At 58.9% G+C, this 25,683-nt stretch carries 19 protein-coding genes and 1 pseudogene; 17 read left to right on the top strand and 3 right to left on the bottom strand.

Annotation, left to right across the window (positions count from 1 at the left end; genetic code table 11):
• The first annotated feature begins 68 nt into the window (after positions 1 to 68).
• The 4 genes and pseudogenes from DN745_RS13900 to DN745_RS13885 all read left to right on the top strand — a co-directional run bounded on the left by DN745_RS13900 (position 69) and on the right by DN745_RS13885 (position 6,085).
• Positions 69 to 833, top strand: a complete 765-nt coding sequence (locus DN745_RS13900; protein ID WP_111337697.1) for a succinate dehydrogenase/fumarate reductase iron-sulfur subunit — start codon at positions 69 to 71, stop codon at positions 831 to 833.
• A 659-nt stretch (positions 834 to 1,492) separates the two neighbouring features.
• Positions 1,493 to 3,271, top strand: coding sequence for an Ig-like domain-containing protein (locus DN745_RS13895; RefSeq protein ID WP_111335774.1), 1,779 nt, complete (start codon positions 1,493 to 1,495; stop codon positions 3,269 to 3,271).
• 76 nt (positions 3,272 to 3,347) lie between these two features.
• Positions 3,348 to 3,647, top strand: a pseudogene (locus DN745_RS13890) (4Fe-4S dicluster domain-containing protein); the annotation flags it as partial.
• A gap of 659 nt (positions 3,648 to 4,306) precedes the next feature.
• Complete coding sequence (locus tag DN745_RS13885) at positions 4,307 to 6,085, top strand: Ig-like domain-containing protein (RefSeq protein ID WP_111335770.1); 1,779 nt, start codon at positions 4,307 to 4,309, stop codon at positions 6,083 to 6,085.
• A gap of 96 nt (positions 6,086 to 6,181) precedes the next feature.
• On the opposite strand, the gene DN745_RS13880 is transcribed toward DN745_RS13885, so the two are convergent.
• On the bottom strand, positions 6,182 to 7,363 hold the full coding sequence (locus DN745_RS13880; protein ID WP_111335768.1) for a thiolase family protein: 1,182 nt from the start codon (positions 7,361 to 7,363) through the stop codon (positions 6,182 to 6,184).
• A gap of 139 nt (positions 7,364 to 7,502) precedes the next feature.
• Positions 7,503 to 9,908 (bottom strand): 3-hydroxyacyl-CoA dehydrogenase/enoyl-CoA hydratase family protein, encoded by a 2,406-nt coding sequence (locus tag DN745_RS13875; protein ID WP_111335766.1) that lies wholly within the window; start codon positions 9,906 to 9,908, stop codon positions 7,503 to 7,505.
• 716 nt (positions 9,909 to 10,624) lie between these two features.
• Between DN745_RS13875 and DN745_RS13865 the strand changes: the two genes are divergently transcribed.
• From DN745_RS13865 to DN745_RS13825, 9 genes are all read left to right on the top strand, one after another.
• On the top strand, positions 10,625 to 10,900 hold the full coding sequence (locus tag DN745_RS13865) for a BolA family protein (protein ID WP_239497595.1): 276 nt from the start codon (positions 10,625 to 10,627) through the stop codon (positions 10,898 to 10,900).
• A 68-nt stretch (positions 10,901 to 10,968) separates the two neighbouring features.
• The gene (gene grxD, locus DN745_RS13860) at positions 10,969 to 11,379 is read left to right on the top strand and encodes a Grx4 family monothiol glutaredoxin (RefSeq protein WP_239497543.1); all 411 of its coding nucleotides are present in this window, start codon (positions 10,969 to 10,971) and stop codon (positions 11,377 to 11,379) included.
• A gap of 284 nt (positions 11,380 to 11,663) precedes the next feature.
• On the top strand, positions 11,664 to 12,224 hold the full coding sequence (rpsP, locus tag DN745_RS20005; protein ID WP_111335762.1) for a 30S ribosomal protein S16: 561 nt from the start codon (positions 11,664 to 11,666) through the stop codon (positions 12,222 to 12,224).
• Between the two features lie 89 nt (positions 12,225 to 12,313).
• Positions 12,314 to 12,862 carry a ribosome maturation factor RimM gene (gene rimM, locus DN745_RS13850; protein ID WP_111335760.1) on the top strand — a complete coding sequence of 183 codons (549 nt, stop codon included), beginning with the start codon at positions 12,314 to 12,316 and terminating at the stop codon, positions 12,860 to 12,862.
• 53 nt (positions 12,863 to 12,915) lie between these two features.
• Complete coding sequence (gene trmD, locus DN745_RS13845) at positions 12,916 to 13,602, top strand: tRNA (guanosine(37)-N1)-methyltransferase TrmD (RefSeq protein WP_111335758.1); 687 nt, start codon at positions 12,916 to 12,918, stop codon at positions 13,600 to 13,602.
• A gap of 214 nt (positions 13,603 to 13,816) precedes the next feature.
• A complete protein-coding gene (gene rplS / locus DN745_RS13840; RefSeq protein ID WP_111335756.1) occupies positions 13,817 to 14,176 on the top strand; it encodes a 50S ribosomal protein L19 in 360 nt (119 codons plus the stop codon).
• Between the two features lie 224 nt (positions 14,177 to 14,400).
• Positions 14,401 to 16,056, top strand: coding sequence for an AAA family ATPase (locus DN745_RS13835; protein ID WP_111335754.1), 1,656 nt, complete (start codon positions 14,401 to 14,403; stop codon positions 16,054 to 16,056).
• A 17-nt stretch (positions 16,057 to 16,073) separates the two neighbouring features.
• Positions 16,074 to 16,754 carry a ribonuclease HII gene (locus DN745_RS13830; RefSeq protein ID WP_111335752.1) on the top strand — a complete coding sequence of 227 codons (681 nt, stop codon included), beginning with the start codon at positions 16,074 to 16,076 and terminating at the stop codon, positions 16,752 to 16,754.
• A 213-nt stretch (positions 16,755 to 16,967) separates the two neighbouring features.
• A complete protein-coding gene (locus DN745_RS13825) occupies positions 16,968 to 17,423 on the top strand; it encodes a YraN family protein (protein ID WP_162687679.1) in 456 nt (151 codons plus the stop codon).
• Positions 17,424 to 17,431: 8 nt separating this feature from the next.
• Here DN745_RS13825 and DN745_RS13820 read toward each other — a convergent pair whose 3' ends face one another.
• Positions 17,432 to 19,030 (bottom strand): hypothetical protein, encoded by a 1,599-nt coding sequence (locus DN745_RS13820; protein WP_111335748.1) that lies wholly within the window; start codon positions 19,028 to 19,030, stop codon positions 17,432 to 17,434.
• Positions 19,031 to 19,475: 445 nt separating this feature from the next.
• Between DN745_RS13820 and DN745_RS13815 the strand changes: the two genes are divergently transcribed.
• The 4 genes from DN745_RS13815 (at position 19,476) to DN745_RS13800 (ending at position 25,602) form a co-directional block, all read left to right on the top strand.
• Complete coding sequence (locus tag DN745_RS13815) at positions 19,476 to 19,745, top strand: hypothetical protein (RefSeq protein ID WP_111335746.1); 270 nt, start codon at positions 19,476 to 19,478, stop codon at positions 19,743 to 19,745.
• 231 nt (positions 19,746 to 19,976) lie between these two features.
• Positions 19,977 to 20,309 (top strand): hypothetical protein, encoded by a 333-nt coding sequence (locus DN745_RS13810; RefSeq protein ID WP_111335744.1) that lies wholly within the window; start codon positions 19,977 to 19,979, stop codon positions 20,307 to 20,309.
• A gap of 228 nt (positions 20,310 to 20,537) precedes the next feature.
• Positions 20,538 to 22,109, top strand: a complete 1,572-nt coding sequence (locus DN745_RS13805) for a hypothetical protein (RefSeq protein WP_133621831.1) — start codon at positions 20,538 to 20,540, stop codon at positions 22,107 to 22,109.
• A gap of 64 nt (positions 22,110 to 22,173) precedes the next feature.
• Positions 22,174 to 25,602 carry a tetratricopeptide repeat protein gene (locus DN745_RS13800; RefSeq protein WP_111335740.1) on the top strand — a complete coding sequence of 1,143 codons (3,429 nt, stop codon included), beginning with the start codon at positions 22,174 to 22,176 and terminating at the stop codon, positions 25,600 to 25,602.
• Positions 25,603 to 25,683 lie beyond the last annotated feature (81 nt).

Genomic DNA, 25,683 nt, shown 5'->3' with positions numbered 1-25,683 from the left:
ATTTTTAGGTTGTGCGCGCCTCAATCGCGCACACAATGCAAGGAGTACCCACGATGGCTTCCAAAGAGATGACCCTTAATTTGAAGGTCTGGCGTCAATCAGGCGCGGACTCCGCCGGCTCCCTTGAGGCGGTGGTCGCCCACGGTATCTCGCCTGAGATGTCGTTCCTGGAGATGCTCGACCTGGTCAATGAGCGTCTGGTTCATGACGGCAAATTGCCGATTGAATTCGACAGCGATTGCCGCGAGGGAATCTGCGGGACCTGCAGTCTTACCATTAACGGCAAGGCCCACGGGCCGGACCTGGGCACGGCGGTCTGCCAGCTGCATATGCGCAGCTTCTCCGACGGCGACACCATCGTCATCGAGCCGTTCCGCGCGCGCGCCTTCCCGGTCGTCAAGGACCTGGTCGTCGACCGCGCCGCGCTCGACCGCATCATCCAGGCCGGCGGCTATAACTCGGTGACCACCGGCCCGCACGCCGACGCCAACGCCACGCTTATCTCGAAGCCCGACGCCGACGCCGCCTTCGAGGCCGCCACCTGCATCGGCTGCGGCGCCTGCGTCGCCGCGTGCCCGAACTCCTCGGCCTCGCTCTTCACCAGCGCGAAGCTCACGCAATTTGCGAAGCTCCCGCAGGGCCAGCCCGAGCGCGACATCCGCACCATCCGCATGGTCACCACCATGGATGACGAGGGCTTCGGCAACTGCTCGAATATCGGCGAGTGTGAGGCTGTGTGCCCCAAAGGCATCAGCATCAACAATATCTCGCGCATGCGCCGCGACTATGTGCGCGCGGTGCTCCGCACCGGCGGGCGCGTCACCGAGTCCTGATAGGATTTTCGGCGTGATGGATTTGAAGAGCCGGGCTGCCCTTTGGGGCGGCCCGGTTTTTTTTTGTTTTACTGAGAGGCGCCGTTCGCGCCGTGAATTCGCCCCACCAATCGAAGGCCTCTCCACCATGCGAAGCATGGGCCTTGTAGCCGCGCGGTGACCGGAGCGGAGCGTAGGGAACCCGCGGATGTGCGCGGGCGCGATGAACGCGATGAATAAGGTATGATTCGGGTTCGCGACGCACGATATTGTAATGATTAAACGTGGTTCGGGTTCATGACGCCTCCCGAGGGCTCCTTGCGGCGCGGGGTATCGTGGGATTTCGGTATTTTGTGGTGTCCGGGGACTTCTTTTCTTTCGTGGACTCACCCACGGCTATCAATCCGGACTCCGCTACGCTTCGTCCGTGGGGGAGGCGTCGCGTGGTCGGTGGTTCGCCCGGTGAATTCGCTCCATTGTTCGAAGGCCTCTCCACCATGCGTAGCATGGGCCTTGTAGCCGCGCGGTGACCGGAGCGAAGCGTAGGGGGCCCGCGGATCACGTCGCGCACTCTTCGAATTTTGCATCTATTAATGCATGATGGTATGTAAACGCTCAACGCCCTGAAATAAGGAAGTCTAACAAATCTTTATGATCTGTCAGACTACTCGGTGAAAAGTATGAATACCCTCCGCCATATGTTCAAAACGCGCGTTCATTATTCTCCGTCCGTGTTTATCGTGTTTTCCATCCTCTGCATGACCTGTCTCACAGCAGCCTGCTCTTCGGATACAGGGCAGGACGCGGCGAAATCCGAGGAGGAAGCAACCGATATTCGACAGGATGTGCCCGAAGATGTGGCCGATGTCGATGAGTCGGCGCACGTCGCTCAGTTGATCCTCTCACCCGATCCGGTTGAAGCATTCGTCACGCAGACCGTCCAGATAAATTTCCGGGCGTATAACGATCATGGAATACAGTTAGATGATGCGGATGTCACGTGGCGAGTTGAGAACACGCAGGTTGCGACGGTGGATGAGTCGGGCCTTCTCCTCGGGTTGGAGGCCGGGCAAACGACCCTCAGCGCAACAAGTGGGGACGCTCAGGCTTCGCTCGAAGTTATCGTACGCCCGTTTGATGAGCTTGAGCGCATCGAGATCATCCCCGCGCAGCGTGAGGTCGGGGTGGGAGAGAGCCTCGCCTTGGAGGTCGAGGCCTTTCGAGCCGACGGCACGAAAGTCACACCGTTGAGTCTGCCGGTGGACTGGCATAGCGATGCCCCTGAGCGCGCGAGTGTCGACGCAAGCGGTCTTCTCCGCGGGATTGCACGTGGATGGGTAAATATTCAGGCGAGTGTTGGAGAGCTTCGGGCAGAGGCCGGTTTTAGGGTGGAGTTAAAGTTTAAGGCATTTGGTAACAACGGTGGAGGTTATGTGATCAGCACCGGGGGGCAAATATATACGATGTACTTTGATGAAGTCACTGAAAACAGTGACGGATTATGGATGCCTGAATTTAATCAGATCCGAATCAATGATGACGCGCATTTTATATCAATAGGGAACAACCAAAATGGGGGAAGATGCGCGCTCACTCGCGACGGTCGTGTCTATTGTTGGGGGCAAAATGTATTAGGCAATTTGGGTGTTGATTTTGTGACGACCGTGCTTGAATCACCCACACTACTCGAAACGGAGCTTCGCTTCGAATCGCTGGCGATGGGTCAGTATTCAACCTGCGGGCTTACGGGAAGCGGCTCGATTTACTGTTGGGGGGACCTTTTGATAAGTGGCAATTTCGAAGACAGATATCCTGATTTTCTTGTAGGACAATCCTACGAGCCGGCACTTATTGATGCGGGTCGATATGAACGGATAATGATGACACGCAATACGCTATGCGCGCAGGAAATCAAAACGAACGCATGGTATTGCATGGGCTCTGGTGAATATGGAACATTGGGCAACGGAAGCCTTGATGATCAGGATGAATTGGTTGCCATCGGCGAACCCCGCGTATTCCTGAAACTGGCCAGCCGCAATGGGACGACGGTAGGTGAAGGCATTTGTGGAATCGACGCGCAGTTCCAGGTCTGGTGCTGGGGACGCGCGTCAGGCAGTATACCTCAACCGGTAAGTTGGACGGATGAGATGGTTGATATTCAGCCCCAGGGCTTGGGTTTTTGTAGCGTGACACCCGATCGACATATTCAATGTTGGGGACGCTTATCGCCCTGCGCGGTCGGTCGACGGGCATGGGTGCCGAACTCCGAAACCGCATATTATGAGGTGCCACAGGCGCCCATTGAAGGCCTGCCACCCGACTGGGAGTCGCTAGCCGGTCGATGCGTACTCACCGAAGGCGGCGATATCTGGTGCTGGGGTCTTTCGCAGAGCACGGGCAATCCAATACGTCCACTCGAGTGCGAGCCGAGCGCCCAGCGGGTACAAACGTTTTAGAAAACCTCCTGCATGCAGTTGCTGCACATAAAAAAGCCGCGCGGTTCTTTCATTGAACCGCGTGGCCTTATTATGTGCGCTTACCTGCATCGGCTGCGGCGCCTGCGTCGCCGCGTGCCCGAACTCCTCGGCCTCGCTCTTCACCAGCGCGAAGCTCACGCAATTTGCGAAGCTCCCGCAGGGCCAGCCCGAGCGCGACATCCGCACCATCCGCATGGTCACCACCATGGACGACGAGGGCTTCGGCAACTGCTCCAATATCGGCGAGTGTGAGGCTGTGTGCCCCAAAGGCATCAGCATCAACAATATCTCGCGGATGCGCCGCGATTATGTGCGCGCGGTGCTCCGCACCGGCGGGCGCGTCACCGAGTCCTGATAGGATTTTCGGCGTGATGGATTTAAAGAGCCGGGCTGCCCTTTGGGGCGGCCCGGTTTTTTTGTGTTTTACTCAGAGGCGCGGTTCGCGCCGTGAATTCGCCCCACCAATCGAATGCCTCTCCACCATGCGTAGCATGGGCCTTGTAGCCGCGCGGTGACCGGAGCGGAGCGTAGGGAACCCGCGGATGTGCGCGGGCGCGATGAACGCGATGAATAAGGTATGATTCGGGTTCGCGACGCACGATATTGTAATGATTAAACGTGGTTCGGGTTCATGACGCCTCCCGAGGGCTCCTTGCGGCGCGGGGTATCGTGGGATTTCGGTATTTTGTGGTGTCCGGGGACTTCTTTTCTTTCGTGGACTCACCCACGGCTATCAATCCGGACTCCGCTACGCTTCGTCCGTGGGGGAGGCGTCGCGTGGTCGGTGGTTCGCCCGGTGAATTCGCTCCATTGTTCGAAGGCCTCTCCACCATGCGTAGCATGGGCCTTGTAGCCGCGCGGTGACCGGAGCGAAGCGTAGGGGGCCCGCGGATCACGTCGCGCACTCTTCGAATTTTGCATCTATTAATGCATGATGGTATGTAAACGCTCAACGCCCTGAAATAAGGAAGTCTAACAAATCTTTATGATCTGTCAGACTACTCGGTGAAAAGTATGAATACCCTCCGCCATATGTTCAAAACGCGCGTTCATTATTCTCCGTCCGTGTTTATCGTGTTTTCCATCCTCTGCATGACCTGTCTCACAGCAGCCTGCTCTTCGGATACAGGGCAGGACGCGGCGAAATCCGAGGAGGAAGCAACCGATATTCGACAGGATGTGCCCGAAGATGTGGCCGATGTCGATGACTCGGCGCACGTCGCTCAGTTGATCCTCTCACCCGATCCGGTTGAAGCATTCGTCACGCAGACCGTCCAGATAAATTTCCGGGCGTATAACGATCATGGAATACAGTTAGATGATGCGGATGTCACGTGGCGGGTTGAGAACGCGCAGGTTGCGACGGTGGATGAGTCGGGCCTTCTCCTCGGGTTGGAGGCCGGGCAAACGACCCTCAGCGCAACAAGTGGGGACGCTCAGGCTTCGCTCGAAGTTATCGTACGCCCGTTTGATGAGCTTGAGCGCATCGAGATCATCCCCGCGCAGCGTGAGGTCGGGGTGGGAGAGAGCCTCGCCTTGGAGGTCGAGGCCTACCGGGCTGACGGCACCGAAATTGTGAATCTGAATCTGCCCGTTGATTGGCATAGCGATACACCCGAGCGCGCGACCATCGACCCGAACGGCCTGCTCAGCGGCATTGAACGCGGCGAGGTGGAAGTCAAGGCGACGGTAGGTGGGCTACAAGCTCGGGCAAATTTTCGGGTTGAGTTGAAGTTTAAGGCGTTTGGCGACCAGGGCGCGCATTATGCGATCAGCACCGGAGGTCAGATTTATTGGGTCAAATTTAATGACTCCGTTGAGAATAGCGATGCATTATGGATTCCAAAGTTTGAGCAGATTGAGGTCGATGGCGACGTCCATTTTAAGTCGATGACGACACAGGACGGTTCTGCGAATTGCGCGTTATCTACGGACGGGCGTGTTTATTGCTGGGGACAAAATACCTTGGGAAAACTCGGCGCAGATTTTCAGACCCCGCAGCTTGAGTCACCCACATTACTCGAAACAGCGCTTCGCTTTGAATCATTGGCGATGGGCGCGCATTCAACATGCGGGCTTAGCGCGGAAGGTTCGATCTATTGTTGGGGCGATCTATTAATCAGCGGCAATTACGAAGAACGGGCCACTAATTTGCTCGAAACCCATTCATACGAGCCGGTGCTTATTGATTCAGGACCGTTTGCACGAATCTTCATGACGCGCAATGCGTTATGCGCAGAGGAAACGAAAACAAAACGGTGGCACTGTATGGGCTCGGGCGAATATGGGTACCTGGGCAACGGCAGCCTCGACGACCAGGATGAACTCCTCGCGATAGGTGAACCTGGCATATTTTTGGAAATTGCTGCCAAAAATGGGGCTGCGGTTCGTGATGGTATCTGTGGTATCGACGAACAACTTCATATTTGGTGCTGGGGGGGAGGGGTGGGCAGCGTACCGCAGCGCAAGCCCTGGAGCGATGAAATGGTCGATATCAGTCCATTGGGCCTGGGGTTTTGTAGCGCGACACCGGAGCGACAGATTCAGTGTTGGGGCCAGCTCTCGCCCTGCACTGTCGGCCAGCGGGCGTGGGTGCCGAACTCAGAAAGTCAATATTATGAGGTGCCACAGGCCGCGATACAGAATATTCCCGAAGATTGGGAGTCGCTGGCCGGGCAGTGCGTACTCACCGAAGGCGGCGATATCTGGTGCTGGGGTCTTTCGCAAAGCACGGGCAATCCAATACGTCCGCTCGAGTGCGAGCCGAGCGCCCAGCGGGTACAAACGTTTTAGAAAACCTCCTGCATGCAGTTGCTGCACATAAAAAAGCCGCGCGGCTCTTTCATTGAACCGCGCGGCTTTTTTTATGTGCGCGCAAGCGCGTGCGAATTACTTCTTGACGCGCTCAAACAGGCCGGCTGCGCCCATGCCGCCGCCGATGCACATCGTGACGACGCCGAAGCGGCCGTCCTGCTCCTCGAGGGCGCGCAAGAGCGTGCCGGTCATGCGCGTGCCCGAGACGCCCAGGGGGTGACCCAGGGCGAGGGCGCCGCCGTTGACGTTGACCTTGTCCATGTCCAGGCCGAGCTTTTTGGCCGAGTAGACCGACTGGCTGCTGAAGGCTTCGTTGACCTCGTAGAGGTCGATATCGTCCACGGTCATGTCGTGCTTCTTGAGAAGCTTCTCGACGGCCGCGACCGGGCCGATGCCCATGATCTCGGGGTCCACGCCGGCGACCTGGAATCCGCGATAATAGCCGAGGATCTCAAGACCCAACTCGTCGGCTTTCTCTTTGGACATCAGGACGATGGCGGCGGCGCCGTCGGTCAGCGGCGACGAGTTGCCCGGGGTGACCGAGCCGTTTTTGCGGTCGAAGACGGTGGGAAGTCTCGCCAACTTCTCCAGGGTGGTCGAGGGGCGCGGGCCGTCGTCTTTGCTGACGGTGATCTTCTGCACGGCGCCGTCATGATTGATGACTTCGGTTTCGACCGGAATGACCTCTCCCTGCATGAAGCCGCGCTCCCAGGCGTCGACGGCGCGGGTGTGGCTGCGCAGCGCGAACGCGTCCTGCTCTTCGCGGCTCACCTCGAAGCGCTTGGCGACGTTCTCAGCGGTGGCGCCCATGGGGATATAAACGCCGGGGTTCTCCTTCATGAGTTCCGGGTTGGCCGAGGGCTTATTGCCGCCCATCGGCACCATGCTCATGGACTCGGTGCCGCCGGCGATGCCCACGTCGATGGCGCCGAGCATGATGCGCTCAGCGATCTGCGACACGGACTGCAGGCCGGAGGAGCAGAAGCGGTTGACGGTCATGGCGGGGACGCTGTCGGGCAGGCCGGCCATCAGGGCCGCGATGCGCGCGACGTTCATGCCTTGCTCGCCTTCGGGCATGGCGCAGCCGATGATCACGTCTTCGACCTCTTCGGGTTTAAGCCCCGGCGCGCGCTCCATAGCGGCTTCAATCGCCAGCGCGGCGAGGGTGTCGGGGCGGGTGTCTTTGAGCAGGCCACGGTTCGCCTTGCAGAAGGGCGTACGGGCGTAAGAAACGATAACGACGTCGCGTGTTTCCATTGATGTATCTCCAAGCTCTGTATGTCGTCGAAGCGGCTTCTTTTCGAAAGAGCGCGCTCGATGGATTGATATGAAAGGAACTCTTAGCCGGCAGTGGGCGCGTATGGGCGCCCACTGCCGGTTTGCTCACCGCTATATATCAGTTACGAAGCGGCTTATTATTCATCAGCATATGCTGCATGCGATCCTGACTCTTCTCTTCGCCGCACAGCGAGAGGAACGCTTCGCGCTCCAGCTCGATGAGGCGATCTTCGGTCACGAGGTTCGCGCGGCTGGTGTCTCCACCGGTGAGGACCTTGGCCAGGACGTTGCCGACGTGGCGGTCGTAGGCCGAGATCTGGTGCTGGCTCTCCATGCCGTAGAGCATCATGTCGATGGTCGCGGCGCCGTTCTCGCCGGGCAGGCGGAACAGGGTCTTGCGCGGAGCCTGGTAGCCGCTGGCGGTCAGGCCGAGGACGCGCTGCTTGGCGTGGTAGATGCGCAGGTCGGCGTTGAGCGACACGCCGTCGGCTTCGGTCAGATAGCCGGCCTCACGCGCGCCTTCGGCGCTCGGGGAGACCTGACCCATGCCGATCTGCATGAACACTTTCTGCAAAAACGGAAGCGCGGCGAAGTCCTTGTCCGCCGAGTGGCGCCCGAAGATATTGCGCATCAGCGCGACGTTACCGGCGCCGCCGGGGATAAGGCCGACGCCGACTTCAACGAGGCCCATATAGAGCTCGCCCGAAGCCTGGATATGTCCGGCGCCCAGGCAAACCTCTGCACCACCGCCAAGCGCCATGCCCTGCGGCGCGGCGACGACCGGCTTGCTCAGATAATGCATGCGCTGGTTGACGTTCTGGAAGCGAGTGATCATCTCTTCGATGGGCGCCCAGTCTTTCTGGCGCGAGTACATCAGGATGAGCATCAGGTTCGCGCCGGCCGAGAAGTGGGCCGAACCGTTGCCGATGACGAGACCTTTCCAATCGCCGTTCTCGACTTCGTCGGCGGCCTTCTCCATCATCTCGATAATCTCGTTATCGATGGAGTTCATCTTGGTGTGGAACTCGAGCAGCGCGACACCGTCGCCGATGTCATAGAGCGTGGCGCCGTCGTTACCCATGACCTTTTTGTCGGAGCGCTTAAGCACCTCGATCTGGATATCGCGTTCGTCGGCCGGCACGGCTTTATAGGATTTGCTGCTCGGGTCGTAATACTCGAGGGTCGCGCCGTTCCACTGGTAGAAGACCTCGTGGCCCGCATCGACCATCTCGTGGATCCATGCCGGGAGTTCAATGCCAGCTTCGGCGAATTGGTCGATCGACCATTTCAGGCCGATGGCGTCCCAGATTTCGAAGGGGCCGAGGTCCCAGTTGAAGCCCCAACGCATCGCGTTGTCGATGTTGACGATATCGTCGGCGATTTCGCCCATGCGACGCGCGGTATAAGCAAGCGAGCCGAAGGTGGCGGCGCGTGCGAAGTCGGCGGCCTTGTCTTTGCCCTCGCGGATCACGTGCGCGATGCGCTTGGCGGGCTTGCCTTTGGCGCCTTTGAGGCTTTCGAATTTCGTGACGTTGCGCGCCTCGTACTCCATGGACTCGGGGCGCAGGGCGAGGATGCCCTCTTTGGTCTTTTTGTAGAAGCCCTGGCCAGCCTTGGAGCCGGTCCATCCCTTCTCGACCATCTCTTTGAGGAAGCCCGGGACTTTGAAGACGTCGCGCTCTTCGTCCTCGGTGAGGGTGTCGTAGCAGTTGGTCGCGACGTCGATAAAGGTATCGAGGCCGACGACATCACCGGTGCGGAAGACGGCCGATTTCGGGCGGCCCATGGGCTTGCCGAAGATATTATCGACGTCTTCCACCGTCAGGTCATACTCGCCCATCAGGTGCATGATGCTCATGATGCCGTGCACGCCGATGCGGTTGCCGATGAAGTTGGTGGTGTCTTTGCCGAAGACGATGCCCTTGCCGAGCTGGTCGCGGCCGAATTTGACGAATGCCTTGGTGATCTCGGGGTCGGTGTCCGCGCCCTCGACCAGCTCAAGCAGGTTCATATAACGCACGGGGTTGAAGAAGTGCGTCACCAGGAAGCGGCGGCGGAAAGCCTCCGAGCGCCCTTCCAGCATGCCGGCGATCGACAGGCCCGAGGTGTTCGAGGTGATGATCGTGTCGGGCCCGGCGTTGGCTTCGATCTTGTCGAAGGTCGCCTGCTTGATCGACATCCGCTCCGGAACCGCTTCGACAACCCAGTCCGCGTCGTTCAGCGCGTCGAGGTGGTCTTCAATATTGCCCGGGGTGATCAGGGAAAGGTCGCGTTTGGTAAGCAGAAGGGCGGGGCTGCTCTTTTTGATGAGCTCAAGCGCGCCGGTCGCGATCTTATTGCGGAACGCCGGGCTGGATTCATCTTCGCCTTCGGCTGCGCTGCGCGGCACGATGTCGAGCAGATGGCAGGGGATGCGGGCGTTGGCAAGTTGAGCGGCGATTCCGCGCCCCATCACACCGGCGCCGATGACCACAGCCTTGCGAATCTGCCGCGTTGATTTTCCTGCATTCTCTTGGGTTGCCATAAGACTTGCCTCTTTCCTGCTAGAGTAGCGTTAAGTATTGCGCGTATATAAAAATGCTAAAATTAGGGTGCTCAATCATTGATAGACTGCGTGGGTTCGCGAAGGAAATCGCCGCGAGCCAATTGATTAAAATGGGCTCGTGAGTCACGCCTCGTTTTGGGGTCGGCTTCGTGCGTCCCGTGCGCTCGGGCGCGAAGTTCGGGCAAAGCTGGGGACCGATTGACGAGTGTCAAGTGATTTATGCACAATTTTTGCACCCAGGCGCCTCGAGAGCGCTTGAATGTCTAAGATGAACGGGCGGTATGCCACAAAAAATGAATCGTCATTCATCGGCGCATTTATACGTCCTCGGGGGCGATTCGGTCAAGTATATCCGAGGCGGCGAGTGCGGGCCGAATTGGGCGAAGGTGCACGACCCAAGCGGGGCGATCGGGGTGTGCATCGGCGTCGTGGAGCGGCGCCTTGGGCGAGAGGATCGTGGGCGATCTTCGCGCACGACCGGTCAACGCAATAAATGCCGGCTAAACTTTGCCTTTTGCCGCAGCGATAGTGAATATTTTGCGGTGAGTTAGGGGAATTGAGGCACGCCGGCGCGGGTTTGGAGTTCGCACTTGAAATACCGCGTTGAAGTCGTTAGTTGAGTCAGCGTTAATCCTCATGCTTGGCGTCGCGATCCGGCGCCGCTGAGGTGTCTTTGCGGCGCGACTGTGCCGCATATGGTGATTATAAAAAGCGAGTTGAAAACGATGATGGAACCCGAAGAGATCGTGTCGAAGATTCAGGCTGCTATTGCAGATGCTCAGGTTCGCGTTGTGGATCTGACCGGCACCCGCGATCATTTTGAAGCGACTGTTATTTCGCCATCATTTGATGGGCTCATGCCGATCAAGCGCCACCGCATGGTCTACGCCGCGCTGGCCGAAGAGATGAAGGGCCCAATTCACGCCCTCGCCTTGAAGACCTTGACGCCCGACGAGTGGGACGCGCAATAAGTTGCGCGCCCCCGAGCGTTCATCTCGCACAAACACATACAAATCCTTTTCGAGTTGGAGACAGCACCATGAGCGATTCCAAAAGTATTTCGTTGCCGATCGCAGGATCGGCGTCGGTCGAGCAGAATGACTCCCCCAAAAGTCGCGACGAAGGCGGCGATATCATGTCCGAGATCGCCAAGATCAACAGAGACAACACGATCGTGCTCTATATGAAGGGGACGCCGGATCAGCCGATGTGCGGATTCTCCGCGGCGGCTTCGGCGGTGCTCTCGAGCTACGGCAAGCCCTACGCGGCGGTAAACGTGCTGGCCGATCCTGAGATCCGCCAGGGCATCAAAGAGTACGGCGATTGGCCCACGATCCCGCAGCTTTATGTCGGCGGTGAGCTGGTGGGTGGCTCGGATATCGTGCGTCAGATGCACGAATCCGGTGACCTGGCCAAGGTCATCGACGCGGCCATGGCCAGCGCGCAGTAATTTGGCTGGATCAGACGGGATCGCAATAGGCGCTTGACATAGTGCAATCCCGTCTTTAATGTTCGCGCTCTTTGAACGTCCCGGAAATGCGGGGCGTCAGAATTGATGCGTATTAGATTTGAATAGTGTGGTTAGTCGATAGCGAGGGTTGCCAATGGTAATCCTGGCCAGCCAATTTATTAATGGCTCGATTTACCATTTGTCGATATAGAGCGTTGTCCGACACAATGATTGCGGGCGATGTGCACCAATTTAGCTTTTCTAAAAGACGACCCAGGATAACGATGTCCGTACGACTCAGACTGCAGCGCCACGGCGCGAAGAAGCGTCCTCACTACCGTGTTGTAGCCACCGATCAGCGCAATTCGCGTGACGGTCGCTTTATTGAACTTCTCGGCACCTATGACCCGCTCCAAGATCCGCCCGTTGTTCGTATGAATAGCGAGCGCGTTGAGTATTGGATTGGCGTGGGTGCTCAACCCTCCGAGACCGTTGGTTCGCTCGTGCGCAGAATGCGTCGCGGCGACGTGGTTGACCTTAGCGTGGAAGGAGCCGACAAGGCTGCGCGCAAGGCCAAAGCCGCCAGCAAGCTCGAAGCCCAAAAAGAAATGCGCGCCAAAGCCGCTGAAGCTGCAAAGGCCGCTAAAGCTGCCAAAGAAGCCGAAGCCAAAGCTGCTGAAGAGGCCAAGAAAGCCGAAGCCGCCGCTGCCGCCAAAGCCGCTGAAGAGGCCAAGAAAGCCGAAGCTGCTGAAGCTGCCAAAGAAGAAGCCGCTCCGGCCGAAGCTGAGGCTCCCGCAGCCGAAGCCGCCGCTGAAGAGCCGGCCGCTGACGACGCAAAAGAATAAGTGAATGAGCGCCCTCGGGCGCTTCTTCCTTGATTTTCAGGCCCTACGGATCGTGATCCATAGGGCCTGAAAACCGTTGAGGTAGAGTTATTAAAGAGAACGAACGCATTCAGATCGGCACATTGGGCCGCGCGCACGGCGTGCGCGGGGAGATTCGCTTTTTCCCATTGAACCCGACCTCCGAGCTGCTTGAGCCGGGGTTTCGGGTTTTTGTGCGTCGCGCCGGCCAGGAAACCGAGCTCATGCTCTCCAAGGTGCGCCACGCCGCCAAATTCGACATCCTCGCCTTCGACCAGGTCGAGGGGCGAGACGAGGCCGAAGCGCTGACCAATTTGGAGCTCTTCGTGGACCCGGATGACTTCCCGGAGCTTGAGGATGGCGAGTTTTATTATCGCGATCTGATCGGCGTTGAGGTGGGGGTGCTGGAGACCGAAGACGGCGACGACTTTCGAGTCATCGGCACGGTTGACGGCTTCCTGGAGACCGGCGCCAATGATGTCATGATCGTGACGGTCCCGGGGTATCCAGATCTGCTGGTCCCGATGATCGAAGACGCGGTCGCTGAGGTCGACCCGGGCGCGCGCGTGCTGCTCTTTCCGCTGGAAATCTGGGCGCCCGAAGATACCGAGATCCCCTGAGAGCCCGTTGATCAATCGTCGAGAATCCCCAATCCTGCCGCCCGGTCTAGCCTGTGAAGTTCCAGCTCCTGACAATCTTCCCCGAGTTCTTTGAGTCGCCCTTGTCGACCAGTATTTTGGGGCGCGCGCAAGAAAAAGAGTTGGTCGAATATGCGTTGGTCGACATTCGGGAGTTCGCGACCGATCGCCATCGCAAGACCGACGATCTTCCCTACGGTGGCGGCGCGGGGATGTTGATGAAGCCCGAGCCGCTGGTCGGCGCGTTGGAGTACGCGCGCGAGCAGGATCCCGGGGCGACTCGGATCCTGATGAGCCCGCAGGGAGAGCCGCTGACCCAGGCGCTCGCCCAGGAATTGGCGGACCAGCCCGGAGGGCTTATCTTGACCTGCGGGCGCTACGAGGGGGTCGATGAGCGGGTGCGCGAGGGGTGGATTGACCGGGAGATCTCGCTGGGCGACTACGTGCTCAGCGGCGGTGAGCCCGGCGCCCTGGTCTTGCTCGACGCGATCACCCGGCTTATTCCGGGCGTATTGGGTAATTTTGATTCGATCCGCGAAGAGAGCTTTTCGGCGCCGAGCCTCGAATACCCTCAATATACGCGACCGCGCGACTTTCGGGGCAGGGAGGTGCCGGAGATCCTATTGAGCGGCGACCACGCCAAGATCGCCCAGTGGCGTCGCGACAGGGCGTTGGAGCGCACGCGCAAGCGGCGCCCCGACCTGCTGGACCCCAAAGCATAGCGCTAAATCGGGGTTGCTTTGCGGTAAAAACGATTATAGCTTGCAACTGGCAAAATGTGGTGTTATATCAGCGCGCCCGCCGAGTAGGGGGCGCACCTCTTATGGTTATTGCCCAATGCGTTTCGCCGCGCACTTTCGTCGGAACGCCGCAACGAAAGCCTGAGAGTTAAAATTTAAGCTAATTGAAGGATCGCCTCATAGGTGGAGAGCCATTATGAACTTACTTGATAGAATCGAACAGCAGCAGCTTCGTGAAGACATTCCGGAATTCCGCGCCGGTGATACGGTCCGCGTCCACTTCCGCATTCGTGAAGGCGCTAAAGAGCGTATTCAGGTCTTCGAAGGCGTCGTCTTGGCGCGAAGCGGCGCCGGCCTCAAAGAGACCGTAACCGTGCGCAAAATCTCCGCCGGCGGCATCGGCGTTGAGCGTGTCTTCCCGGTCCACAGCCCGCGTATCGATCAGATCGAAGTGGCCAAGATTGGCCGCGTGCGTCGCGCGAAACTGTATTACCTGCGTGAGCTCAGCGGTAAATCCGCGCGTATCCGCAGCAAGCGCGAGCGCAAAGGCAACTGATTTAACCTCAGTGCCTGATGAGATTGGCCGACATCCACGATTGCGTGGATGTCGGCTTTTTTGGTATCTGAAGATAGGAAAACCTTCCGTTGAAAGAACCAGGTGGACATGGCTGCTAAGGGCGGGTTAGGCTAGACCTCATGCGTATTCGAGAGATAATTTTTCAGGGTATTTTGGGATGCAATTCGCCGGTACGGCTCGCGACCGCCCCAGGCGTCGATCGCATGACCTTGCCGCGCGGTCTGCGCGTCAGTGATATCCACGCGTTGCTCATCGCGGTGTTCTTTCCGGCGCGCACCCCGGCCAGCTTGCAGGCGGAGTTAGACAGCGGCGCCGCGGTTAAAATGGCCATTGTCTTCGAGCGCGACGGGCAGGTGTACCGCGCGCTGCGCCGCGGCGAGCTGAGCTCGCTTCGACTGCAGACCAAGCAGGGCGGCGGGTTTCAGACCCTGGCCTCTGGGGCCGCCGAGGTTCAGCAGCGCCTCGCCGAAACCGCCGGCCCGCCTTCTTTCGAGACCTTCGTCGCCCTGAATCTGTGGGGTTTTGACGATGAACACCTCTTTCAGCCGCCCGCCGAAAGCATCGACGAAGACAAGCGCCTGCGCTCGCTCATCGAGCAATATAAGGTCGCGCTCCAGGTCGAGGAGATCGATCATCGCATCCAAACCCTTGAGGTTGAGATCGCCGAGCAACGAAGCGCACTTGGCATGGGGGCAAAGATCGAGGAGAAGCTCGAACAAGCCCGCGCCAAGCTCGACGAGTTGCGGGTGAGTGGGTTGGCTGAGGAAGAGATCGCTTTGCTGCGCCAGAAGGAAGAGCGCCTCGCCGAGTTCGAGCAGCTATTGGAGCGCCTGCTGGGCGAGGAAGAGGTTGAGCGCCGCGATATTGAGGAGAAATTGCCCCAGAAGCCCTGGCGCGTTGGCATCTTCTGGGCGGGTATCGCCATCGGTATTGTGTCGCTGGGCGCGTCGATCGCGCTGGGTGGCGCGTGGCGGCCCATCGCGGCGCTGAATATCGTGGGTTTCGGCATGGTCGCCTGGGTCTTGCTCAAGTATTTCACCGGCATGGAGCGCGCAGGCGTGCACCAGGCGCGCCTGGAGTCCATTAAGCGCCGGATGAATCAGGTGCGCGACGATGATTTGAGCTTCCGAGAGAAGGTTAATCATATGTTGATCCACGCGCGCGTCGACGATGAAGACGAGCTGCTTCAGCGCGTTGAGAAGAGCGAGCAGCTCAAGGTTATCGTTGCCCAGCTTGAGGCGAAGGCGGCCGAGGTGCGCCGCAATCCCGCGCATAAGCGGGCCAAGGCGGAGCTTGATGGGTTACGCGCCGAGCTCGAAGAGCGCGTCAACGAGCGCGCGAATTTGCCCTCCGACGTTATCTCGAGCTACCAGATGGAGGAGGACCTTCGCTCCCTGGGCGTCCAGCCCGAAGCGGCGTTGCGCGATGAGCCCGCGCAGGCCGCCGAGATGCCGACGACCTCCTTTGGCCGGCTAATCCTGGCCGCGCAGAATACCGGGCAATATGTCGACGGAAAGCTCGACGAGCGCGTGCGTAAGATGTGGGGAAAGATCTGCGGTCATGTGCTTAATGACCGGTTTAAGGGCGTCGATCTCGGCGAAGACGGCGAGTTGGCGATCGCCGAGATGAGCCCGGAGCAGCTCGGCATGTGGCGACGCACCCGCTCCTCCGAGGAGCGCATCGTTGGCGCCGCCCTCGCGCTCGCCCTGCACGTCAGCGCGGCCGAGCGCAGCGCTGGATTTATCGAAACCATCTGGGTGCGTGATCCCCGCGATGATTTTGGCGTCAACGCCGCCGCCGCCTTTGATGACGTTTTCGCCAGCGCGGCGAAGAAGAGTCATATTATTTTGTGCAGCTAACCCCCCAATCGTTATCTATGTCTCAGCAAAAATTATTTGATATCGCCGCCGAATTCGGCGCTGGCCCTCCCGCGATCGGCGAGCTCGAGCAGTGGTGTGTGGGGCGAGGGCATCGCTATATTATTGGGGTCGATGAGGCTGGCCGGGGCCCGCTGGCTGGGCCTGTGCACGCCGCGGCCGTCGTGCTCGATCTCCAGGCGCTGGATGCCGATTGGTTGGCGAAGCTCGACGACTCCAAGAAGCTCAATGATGCGCTTCGCGACGAGGCTTTTGATGAGATTCAGCGCGCGGCTCTGAGCTTCGGCATCGCCCAGATGGACCATCAGGTCATCGACGAGATCAATATTCTCCAGGCGACATTTCGCGCGATGGAAGCCGCAGTCCACGCGGCGTTGGACGGCTTCGAGGAGCGGATCGACTGTGTCTTCATCGACGGCAATAAGACGGTTAATTTGCAACTTCCGCAGCGGGCGGTGGTCAAGGGGGATGCTCGAAGCCGCGCCATCGCGGCGGCGAGTATTTTGGCGAAGGTCTCGCGTGACCGGGTGATGCAGTCCTACCACGAAAAATGGCCTGTCTACGGATTTGGCTCTCATAAGGGCTACCCGACGCGCGCGCATCGGGCGGCGGTCGAGGAGTTCGGCCCGTGCCCCATTCATCGGCGCTCGTTTCGGGGCGTGCGCGAATTTATTAAATAGCGTTGCTCGGGCATGGCTTGTCCCGCGATAGCCGGCTCTCCAGATCACAGCCGCCTCGGCCTGGCCGCGCTCTCGCGCTCAGGAGAGGCGGTTTTTGCATCTTATTTTCGAAATCCCGCAACATTTGTAGCTGATCTGTCGAAGACAATAGGGTGCGGGGTGGCGCCGCTGTTGGCGGCCGCATTTTTCGACAATCTAAGAGCAGGAGGCGAGATGGGACACGAGGAAGGGAAGCGAGTTGTAGCGGCGGGAGGTGACGAGGAGGTCGCCCCGGATCTTCGGCGAGAGGTTGGGTTTCGGGGCGAGGATATCGCGGCTGACTTTATGGTTGAGCAGGGCTGGGACGTCGTCGCGCGCAATTATCAGCTCAATATCGGTGAGATTGACCTGGTGGTGCGCCGCAGTGAAGAGGTCTACGGGCGCCGCGAGGATACCCTGGCGATCGTGGAGGTGAAGACCAAGCGGGACCGGCGTGGGCCGCCTCCGGAGGCCTCGGTCACTCACGCAAAACGCAAGCGTTTGGTGCGCCTCGCGTGCGTATTTATGGAGCGCCAGAAGATCCGCCGGGTCAATATTCGCTTCGACGTGATCGCCGTGGACCTGAGCACCGAGGAGCCGACGATCACGCATTTTCCCGGCGCCTTTGACGCGGACGCCGAGATTCGTTGACGCGCGGGTTATTCGCCAGCGGGCGCGGCCTCGACAGCCGCTGCCTGTGCCGCGGCGTCGTAGGCGTCGAGCTTCTCCCGGTAGACCTGGGCGAAAGGGGTGCGCTGGACGGTGTGCATGATCTGATCGCGCAGCATCGCGCTGGTCGGGTCGGTTTCGTTGCCCTTGGCGTCCAGCGCGCTCGGCATGCCCTCCAGGTGGAGCACCAGGTCGCCCCATTGCTCCAGATAGATGCGCTCGCCTGCGGTCAGGATGCATAGCGAGCGCCCGAAGCGGCCCTGGTTGCGCAGGATCGTGGCTTTGGGGAAGCGCATGGCCGTGACCTTGGCCAGTGCGTCGAAATACTCGGCGGCGTCGAGCTGGCTATCCCAGGCGCTCAGGTGAGTCAGTAGGATCTTGCCTGGGCTCGGCTCATAGGCGCGAAGCCGGTCGCCGCCCCAGCCAAGCATCGCGCGATCGATGATCGCGTCGTAGGCCCGCTGGCTCTTGGCATCCTGCAGGTGCTCCTCGAGGAGCAGGCGCATCTGGTACTCGCCGAGCGTGGTGTCATAGATGAGCGTCTCCGCCGGGAGCACCGGCGAGGTGCGAAAGTCCAGCAGCGTCGGCTCGTCGCCGGCAAAATAGCGCTCGGGGTGCAGGATTTGCTCACTGGACACCGGCGCGTTCTCATAGATCGCGTTGACGCGCTCCCAATCGTGGCCCTTGCGCGCCTCGATGACGAACTGCATGCCCGCGAAATACGGGAAGGTGAGCATCTTTCGCAGCATCCGCGGTGCCTCGCCCAGGGCGGTCTTGGCGACCGCGTTCGGGTCCACCGCCAGAGGGTCCCCCTCGGCGTCGTCGGGGAGGAGTTGCTGCAGCGCCCCGATATCCTGGCGGGTCAATTGGTTGAGCATATTGGCCATCATCGGGATGTCGATGACGCTGCGAATCGGGCCGTGCGGCAGTACGCCTTCTTCGTAGAGCGAAAAGTCGATCATGACCATGCTCGCGTCGCCCTCGATAAAGGCCGAGCGCGCCAGGGCGAAGTCCCCGTTCTCGCGGTCGCTGACCGGCTCAATCATGCGCTTAATGTCGAAGTGTTGGTCCTGGATGGCGTGGAATATCTCGTGGGCCATCGCCGGGCGCTGCAGGTCCAGCGGAATGCCCTCCATGATATACAATTCTTTGGCCTGCTGGTCGTAAAACCCGGCGATTTGCTCGGTTAATACGTCGAGCAAAACCTGCCGGTAGTCGAGGTCCTGGGGGAGGAGTCCCAGCTTTTTGAAGACCTTCGCCTCGTTCTCGACATCCTCATCGCTGACCTCTTCGGCGAGGCGCTCGATGAGGATCTGGCGGAGTTGGTCGCGGTTGCGCAGTCCCTTGTGGATCTCGGTCTCCAGCGCCAGGCCGCGAAATTGGCCGACCTTCTCGGCGATCGTGGTGGCCTCCTGGAGTAATTGCAGGCCGCTGGGGTCGGGGTTCGACGTCTTCTTAGCAACTTCCGCGCCGCTTTCTGCATTTTGTTGGGCGCCAACGGTCGCGGGCGTGCCCCCAATAAGGAGGGCGAAGCCGAGTGGAAGAAGGGTGAGAAGCGGGCGGTGAAAACAACGGGAGGAGGGCATCATTCGGGTCTGTTCCTGGCCATCAAAATTATGGTTAGCTGCCAGCGCTCAGTTATAGCCCAGCCAACAAGTCACTCCAAGTCGCGTTCGGGCGAGCGTGAAATTGCGACGAAATTCGCGCACAACTATACCCATATCCCCGGAGAATCTTAGATATTAATCGAATTATTCCCAAAATAACCTTAATATCCCCGGAAATTGGTCAAATGACGCTAGACAGGGAATAAAATTTCTTGAGAATGGTGCGCCGCGTGCTAATACGCCAACACCGCGCACTCGGGCACTCCCGGCGTTGATGTCGATGAGTCTGTTCGAGCAAGTACGCGGCGTGTTGATTAGGGTCAGTCAAAATACCTTCGGCATGGCGTCGAGTGGTATTAAATTGGGCTGGTTTTTAATGAGAATAAAGAACCATTTGTAATTGGTTAATGCCGAAAGGAGTCGCACCATGAAACTCAGAAATATCTTGATCGCTCTCGTTGCAGTTTCCTTCGCTTTCGCTACCGCTTGCGGCAGCAGTGAGCCGAAACCCGACACCGAAACCGCTCAGCAAGAACTGGCGCAGCCGGAAGCTGAAGAAGAAGAAGTTGTCGAAGAAGCACCGGTCGAAGAAGAGGCTGTTGAAGAAGAAGTGGTCGAAGAAGAAGGCGTAGAGGAAGAAGCAGCCGAAGAAGAAGTGGTTGCTGAAGAAGGTGCAGCGGTCGAAGCCGCTGAATAAGACCTGAACGGGTCGAGAAAAAGCTCAGAATCAGCGGTTCAAGCCGCTGGTTTTGAGCTTTTTTTTTGCATTTGTTTGTGCGAGGGCAACTTTGATGTGGAAGGCTAAATTGTTTGAGCAAAGCGAGGCCAGAGCGACCTTGACGCCGATAGGCTGTCGAGTGCATCCTTCAGCGAAGATGATTTCTGATACCTGACTGAACACTCTATTTTTTGTACCGAGGTGAAGCAGATGCAACGATTGCGTCGAAATTGGGGAAGCTCGCTGCTCGTGGGCGCAGCGCTCGCGCTACTTTTGGGGGCGAGTGCCTGCACAGACGACCTCTACGCGAGTTGCTCGCTTGAGGCCGGCAGCCGGTGTGAGGATCCCTCTCAAACAAATATTAGCTGTGTTGAAGAGCAAAACCTTCAGTGTGAGACCCAGGTCTGCGCGCGCTACGAAGGCAGCGACCCGTATTGCACCACCACCTGCGAAGTCGACGATGACTGCACCGCGGGGGTTTGCCGGATCTTCTCGCCCTTCGGGTCGAGCACCGGGTATTGCGTCGAAGAGTCCGACGCCTAGGTCTTAGTGCTGCCAGCGCGTCTGCCTCGGGCGCGTCTGTCAGCAGTGGAAACGCCGCGTTTGGCCATTCAAAACATATCGGCCACTCAAACGACGCGGCGGTTAGGATAATGCGCCGGTTGTCCCCGGTTGAGTTTATTGAATCTTTTCATCGAGCCAGTTGCCATGCCCCAGCGCGTCTTGAAATATTTGGTAGTGATCGCCGCCGTTCAATTTGGTTTTGTACAGATGAGTCAGGCCCAAGACTCGATGGATTTTGGGGCTGACGAGACCATGGACTTTGGGGCCGAGGATGCTGCCGACGCGGCTGCGCCCGTCGATGCCGGTCCCTACCAAGAGTTTATGGACGAGGGCAAAAAGCTCTACGAAGCCGAGAAATACGACGAAGCCAGCCTGATGTTCTATAAGGTGACCAGCGCGACCGACGCCGCGGCGGAGGTTGTGCGTCCCGAGGCCGAGTACGAGCTGGGCAAGGCGCTGCTGCGCATGGAGCTGTACCAGGGCGCGCTGAGCTATTTCGGCGCCATCGTCGACGAAGGGGAGATGCATCCCTACTATCTTCCGTCGCTGCGCGGGCTGATTCTGCTGACCGACGCGATCCCCGGTGACCCCTCGCTGATGGAGCGTCTGGCGCAATTCGCGAGCTATTTCCCCGAGAATGTCCCCGAGAAATACCGCGACCAATTCGCCTATCTGGTCGGGCGATATCTCTACCAGGAGATGAACACCGACGAGGCGCTGCGGCTGCTCACCGCGGTGAGCCCGCGCAGCCCGTACTATGCGCGTTCGCGCTATATCGCGGCCATCGCCAACGTCTCCGCCTATAAGGCCGAGCCGGCGATCGAGGAGTTCAAAGAAGCGCTGCGCTACCTGCAACAGAAGGACGACGACGGGGAATTGAGCGCGAAGGAGCGCGAGCTGCTTGAGACGACCACGCTCGGCATGGCGCGAACCTTCTACTCAACCGGCGATTACCAGACGAGCCTGAAGTATTATTCCAAGATCAAGCGTCGCTCGGACAAGTGGCCCAAGGCCCTCTTCGAGTCGAGCTGGGCGTTCTTCCAGACCGACGACTATAATAAGGCGCTCGGTAACCTGCACAGCCTGAACTCCCCGTTCTTCGCCGACGCCTACTTCCCCGAGGGACCGATTCTGTCGGCGGTGATCTATTTCTATAACTGCAAATACCCGCGCGTGCGCTCGGTGTTGTCGGACTTCGACTATTATTATGCGCCGCTCAAAGACGAGGTGCAGTCGGTGATTCTTCAGTACGAAGACCCCACCGAGATCTTCGACTGGATCCGCTCGCTGCAGAAGGGCGAGGTCGACTTCGACCCGCAGGTTTATCGTATCCTGAGCGCCGCGCTAAGCGACGCCGAGGTGACCCGTACCTTTGACCTGGTCGACACCATCGAGAGCGAGACCGAGAAGATCGGGACGATGCCGGAGGCGTGGGTTTCCAGTGAGCTCGGGTCTTCGCTGGTCCAGGAGTCGGAGCTCGCCCTGAGCTTTGCGCGCAACAACGCCGGTACACTGGCGGGGGCGCGACTTGAGCGCGTGGTGCGCGAACTCGAAGAGCTTATCCAACAAAAAGATGAGATCCAATTTGAGGTCGCCCGCGCAGAGCAGGGCGTCATTCAGGCCGACATTCGCGCCGGCATGAGCGTCGGCGGCAACGTCACCGCTTCCGACCGAGTCCAGGTGAGCGATGAGGAGCTTTACTGGACTTTTGACGGCGAATATTGGCGCGACGAACTCGGATTCTATGTCTTCAATATGAACTCCGAGTGCAGTCGCTAAAGTAGCAAGAGCAGTTGTCGTACTTCAGAATTCAGCATCATTGAACCGTATCAAGGAGCACCTGATGGCCTTTTCCCGCGAACAAATTGCCTCGGACTCAGAGAGGTCGAAACCGGAGCGCCGTGTAGTTTCTCCGGTGCTTATTTTGGGATGTTGCCTGCTTCTTGCGGGGGCCTCGGTTCCGGCAACCGCGTACGCCCAGGACGACGCCGAGGAGGTCGCGGCGCCCGCGGCTGCCGAAGAGGAAGAGAAAGAAGAAGAGGCCGTCGCGGTCCAGAAAGCCGAAGACCAAATCGAGGCGCCCACGCTCAACCGTGAAGGTGAGCTTGGCCCGTCCGATGACGTCGAGGCAGCCGCGCTTCGCTCCAAAAAGGTCGACAACGTGCGTCGCCTCGACGAGCAGATCGTCCAGCTGAAACGACTGATTAAAAATAGCGCCGCCGACAACCCCCGGCGCGCCGAATATATGTTCAACTTGTCCGAGATGCATTGGGATAAGTCGACCTATTACCAGCAGCAGGCGTTCCAGAAGCAGGACGAATGCTACGACCTCGACGACGCCAAAGAGACGAAAAAGGCCGAGAATTGCCGCAAGTCGATGCAGCGCATGCTCGACGAATCCGAGCGCCTCAAGGGCGAAGCGGTGCAACTCTATGTCGAGATTTATCAGAATTATCCGAACTTCGAGGAGCTCGATAAGGTCCTCTTCTATCTGGGCTCAAACCTCAATGAGCTTGGCCGGGGCGATGAGGCCCGCGAGATCTTTAAGCGCCTGATTCGTGACTTCCCGAACACCAAATACGTCCCGAACGTGCTGCTATCCTTCGGTGAGTATTATTTCAATAATGACGACGCCGAGCAGGCGCTTCGGGCCTATCAGAAGGCCACGCAATTTAAGAATTCGGATATCTACTCCTACGCCCGCTATAAAGAGGGCTGGTCCTATTTCAACCTGGACCGCAAAGATAAAGCCTTGGCGATCTTTATCGACGTGCTTAAATACGCCGAGAAGCACCCCGAGCAGCCCACCAGCAAGTCGCTGATCGCCCAGACCCGCAAAGATATCGTGCGCACCTACTCGCATATCGGTAACCCCGATAAGGCGATCCCCTTCCTTAAGGAGATCAGCAACGATGACCGCGAGACCTGGATCGGCCTGGCCGAGCGCCTGGCGATTCACTATAGCGATATGGGTAATACGACCGACTCCACGCGCATGTACCGCCAGCTCATCAAGCTGAATACAACGAGCGTGAAGACGATCGATTATCAATACGAGATCGTGCGAAACCAGACGATCTCAAACGCCTATAATGAGAAGACGATTCAGGAGTTGGTGCGTCTGCTGAAGTTGGTGCAATACGCCGATCAGGATAAGTTCGAGGACACCGCCGAGCAGGATTATCCGACCACGCGCGCGCGCGTCGACTCGCTGGTGCGTGAGTGGACGACCCAATATCACCGCGAGGCGCAGAAGACCAAGAACGACGACATCTACGCGATGGCGTTCTTCCTCTATAAGAATTATCTCGAGACTTACCCGAAGTCCAAAGACGTCTACACCATGACGTTCTTCTACGGTGAGTTGCTCTACAAACTGCAGCAGTGGGAAGACGCCGCCGCCGCTTACGAGCGCGTGCTCGAGATCGACGGCGAGGGCAAATATACCGAGAACGCGGTGCACGCCGCGGTGCTCGCGTATTTCAAGGTCGTTGACACCTCCGAGGAGCAGGCGAACCTCAACGAGAACAGCATCGCCAAGGTCGAAGACGAGAGCGACGCCAAAGAGAAGGGCGAGAAAGCGCCGGTCGAAATCCCGAAAGAAAAGGAGATTTCGGAGCTGCACGCCAAGTTCATCAACGCGCTTAAGCGCTATATTAAATTCGCCCCGGACGGCAAGCGGATTGTCGACGTAAAGTATAGCCTGGCGCGTACCTATTACGACTTCAACCACTTCGGTGAGTCGCTCGAGATCTTCAAGGACATCGCCTACAAGCACAGCGACCACCGCCTGGCGGTGATCTCGGCGAACCTTCACCTCGACACGCTCAACCTGCTCCAGGACTTCGACGGACTGCACGTCGCGGTCGTCGATTATCTGGAGAAAGAGCCGATCAAGGACCCCGAATTCCTGGAGACCGTCGCCGAGTTGGACGTGCAGATTCGCTTCAAAAAATGTACGATCTTCGACGAGCAAGAGCGCTGGAAGGACGCCGCAACCTGCTTCGTCGACTTCTTCCGCGACTACCAGGATAACGAGGAATACGTCGATAAGGCGTTGTATAACGCGGCGCTCGACTTCGAGCGGATGCGCGACCTCGGCAAGGCCATTCGGGTCCGTAAATTCTTGCTCCAGGCGGCGCCCAGCTCGCCGCTGGCGCCGATCACGCTCTATAATATCGCGGGTAACTACCACGCCCTGGCGACCTATAGTCAGGCGGCCAAGTACTACGAGCTTTTCGTGGCGAACTTCCCCGAGCACGAGAACGCGGAGTCCGCGTTGGCCAACGCCTCGGAGTTCCGCTACGGCCTGGGCGACTACACCCGCGCCATTCAGGACTACGAATATTATATCAAGACCTTCGGCAAGTCTGAGCCCGAGCGCGCCGCGATTTCGTATTTCCAGATCGCGCGTGTCTACGAGATTCAGGACCAGCCCAAGAAGGCGAAGGAGCAGTACGAGCGTTTCCTTAAGGAGTTTAAGGACCCGTCGAATTACGACCGTATCCTGGAAGCTCGCACTGCCATTGGCATGTATTATTGGAATATCGAGGGGCCGCGCAATCGCAGGCGCGCGCTGAAGGAGTTCAAGCAGACGCTGGCCTATTACGACAAGATTCCGGACGCCAAGAAGTCCGAGCTTAGCACTGGTCGCGACGCCGCGGCGCGCGCCAAGTTCATGATTGGCCAGGACGTCTTCGAGCAGATGACCGCGATTACTGTCGAGGCTGCCAACGAGAAGGACCTGCAGAAGCGCATCACCAAGAAGATGGAAGTTGCCACCAAGGCGCAGAAGATCTTCGAAGAGGTCATCCTCTTTAAGCGTCCCGACTGGGCGATTGCTGCGCTGTATCGAATCGGCGCGCAATATCAGGACTTCGCCAACACGGTGCGAAACAGCCCGATTCCCAAGCGACTTACCTACGACCAGAAGGAGATCTACCGCGGTCTTCTTGAGGACCAGGCCAGCAAGGTCGAGGTCCAGGCGGTCGATGCCTATAAGAAGGCGCTCGAGGTCGCGCTCAGCGAGAGCTGGTTCAACGAATATAGCCGTCAGGCGGAGGTTCAGCTCGCGCAGCTTCGTCCGCGTGAGTACCGAAGCCCCTCGGAGTTGCGCGCCGAGCCTGAGAACTTGACCCCTGGGTTTATGCGCGCCGGCTTTATCGAGCGCCTCAAAGACGAGGACCGCCTGCAGGATCTCGGCGGCGACGAGGACGAGGCCGAGGTTGGCGGGGCCGAGGAGCAGGGCGCCGAGGGAGCCGAGGCCTCCTGAGAACGGTCTTTGAACGAGAGGACGGGCGGCTGATTGCCAGCCGCCCACAGTCAGCACTGGCCCACGAGGCTTGAACCCGTG

Source organism: Bradymonas sediminis (genome assembly GCF_003258315.1).
In the GTDB taxonomy this organism is placed as follows: domain Bacteria; phylum Myxococcota_A; class Bradymonadia; order Bradymonadales; family Bradymonadaceae; genus Bradymonas; species Bradymonas sediminis.
The sequence above is the reverse complement of the archived record's forward strand: the minus strand, read 5'-3'. Positions and strand labels throughout refer to the sequence as shown.

Coding starts and splice junctions, on each gene's coding strand:
- DN745_RS13825 (WP_162687679.1), top strand. CDS start 16,968: ATGGGACACGAGGAAGGGAAGCGAGTTGTAGCGGCGGGAGGTGACGAG.
- DN745_RS13815 (WP_111335746.1), top strand. CDS start 19,476: ATGAAACTCAGAAATATCTTGATCGCTCTCGTTGCAGTTTCCTTCGCT.
- DN745_RS13900 (WP_111337697.1), top strand. CDS start 69: ATGACCCTTAATTTGAAGGTCTGGCGTCAATCAGGCGCGGACTCCGCC.
- DN745_RS13805 (WP_133621831.1), top strand. CDS start 20,538: ATGAGTCAGGCCCAAGACTCGATGGATTTTGGGGCTGACGAGACCATG.
- DN745_RS13885 (WP_111335770.1), top strand. CDS start 4,307: ATGAATACCCTCCGCCATATGTTCAAAACGCGCGTTCATTATTCTCCG.
- rpsP (WP_111335762.1), top strand. CDS start 11,664: ATGTCCGTACGACTCAGACTGCAGCGCCACGGCGCGAAGAAGCGTCCT.
- DN745_RS13865 (WP_239497595.1), top strand. CDS start 10,625: ATGGTGATTATAAAAAGCGAGTTGAAAACGATGATGGAACCCGAAGAG.
- DN745_RS13820 (WP_111335748.1), bottom strand. CDS start 19,030: ATGATGCCCTCCTCCCGTTGTTTTCACCGCCCGCTTCTCACCCTTCTT.
- DN745_RS13880 (WP_111335768.1), bottom strand. CDS start 7,363: ATGGAAACACGCGACGTCGTTATCGTTTCTTACGCCCGTACGCCCTTC.
- DN745_RS13895 (WP_111335774.1), top strand. CDS start 1,493: ATGAATACCCTCCGCCATATGTTCAAAACGCGCGTTCATTATTCTCCG.
- DN745_RS13810 (WP_111335744.1), top strand. CDS start 19,977: ATGCAACGATTGCGTCGAAATTGGGGAAGCTCGCTGCTCGTGGGCGCA.
- grxD (WP_239497543.1), top strand. CDS start 10,969: ATGAGCGATTCCAAAAGTATTTCGTTGCCGATCGCAGGATCGGCGTCG.
- DN745_RS13800 (WP_111335740.1), top strand. CDS start 22,174: ATGGCCTTTTCCCGCGAACAAATTGCCTCGGACTCAGAGAGGTCGAAA.
- DN745_RS13830 (WP_111335752.1), top strand. CDS start 16,074: ATGTCTCAGCAAAAATTATTTGATATCGCCGCCGAATTCGGCGCTGGC.
- DN745_RS13875 (WP_111335766.1), bottom strand. CDS start 9,908: ATGGCAACCCAAGAGAATGCAGGAAAATCAACGCGGCAGATTCGCAAG.
- rplS (WP_111335756.1), top strand. CDS start 13,817: ATGAACTTACTTGATAGAATCGAACAGCAGCAGCTTCGTGAAGACATT.
- DN745_RS13835 (WP_111335754.1), top strand. CDS start 14,401: ATGACCTTGCCGCGCGGTCTGCGCGTCAGTGATATCCACGCGTTGCTC.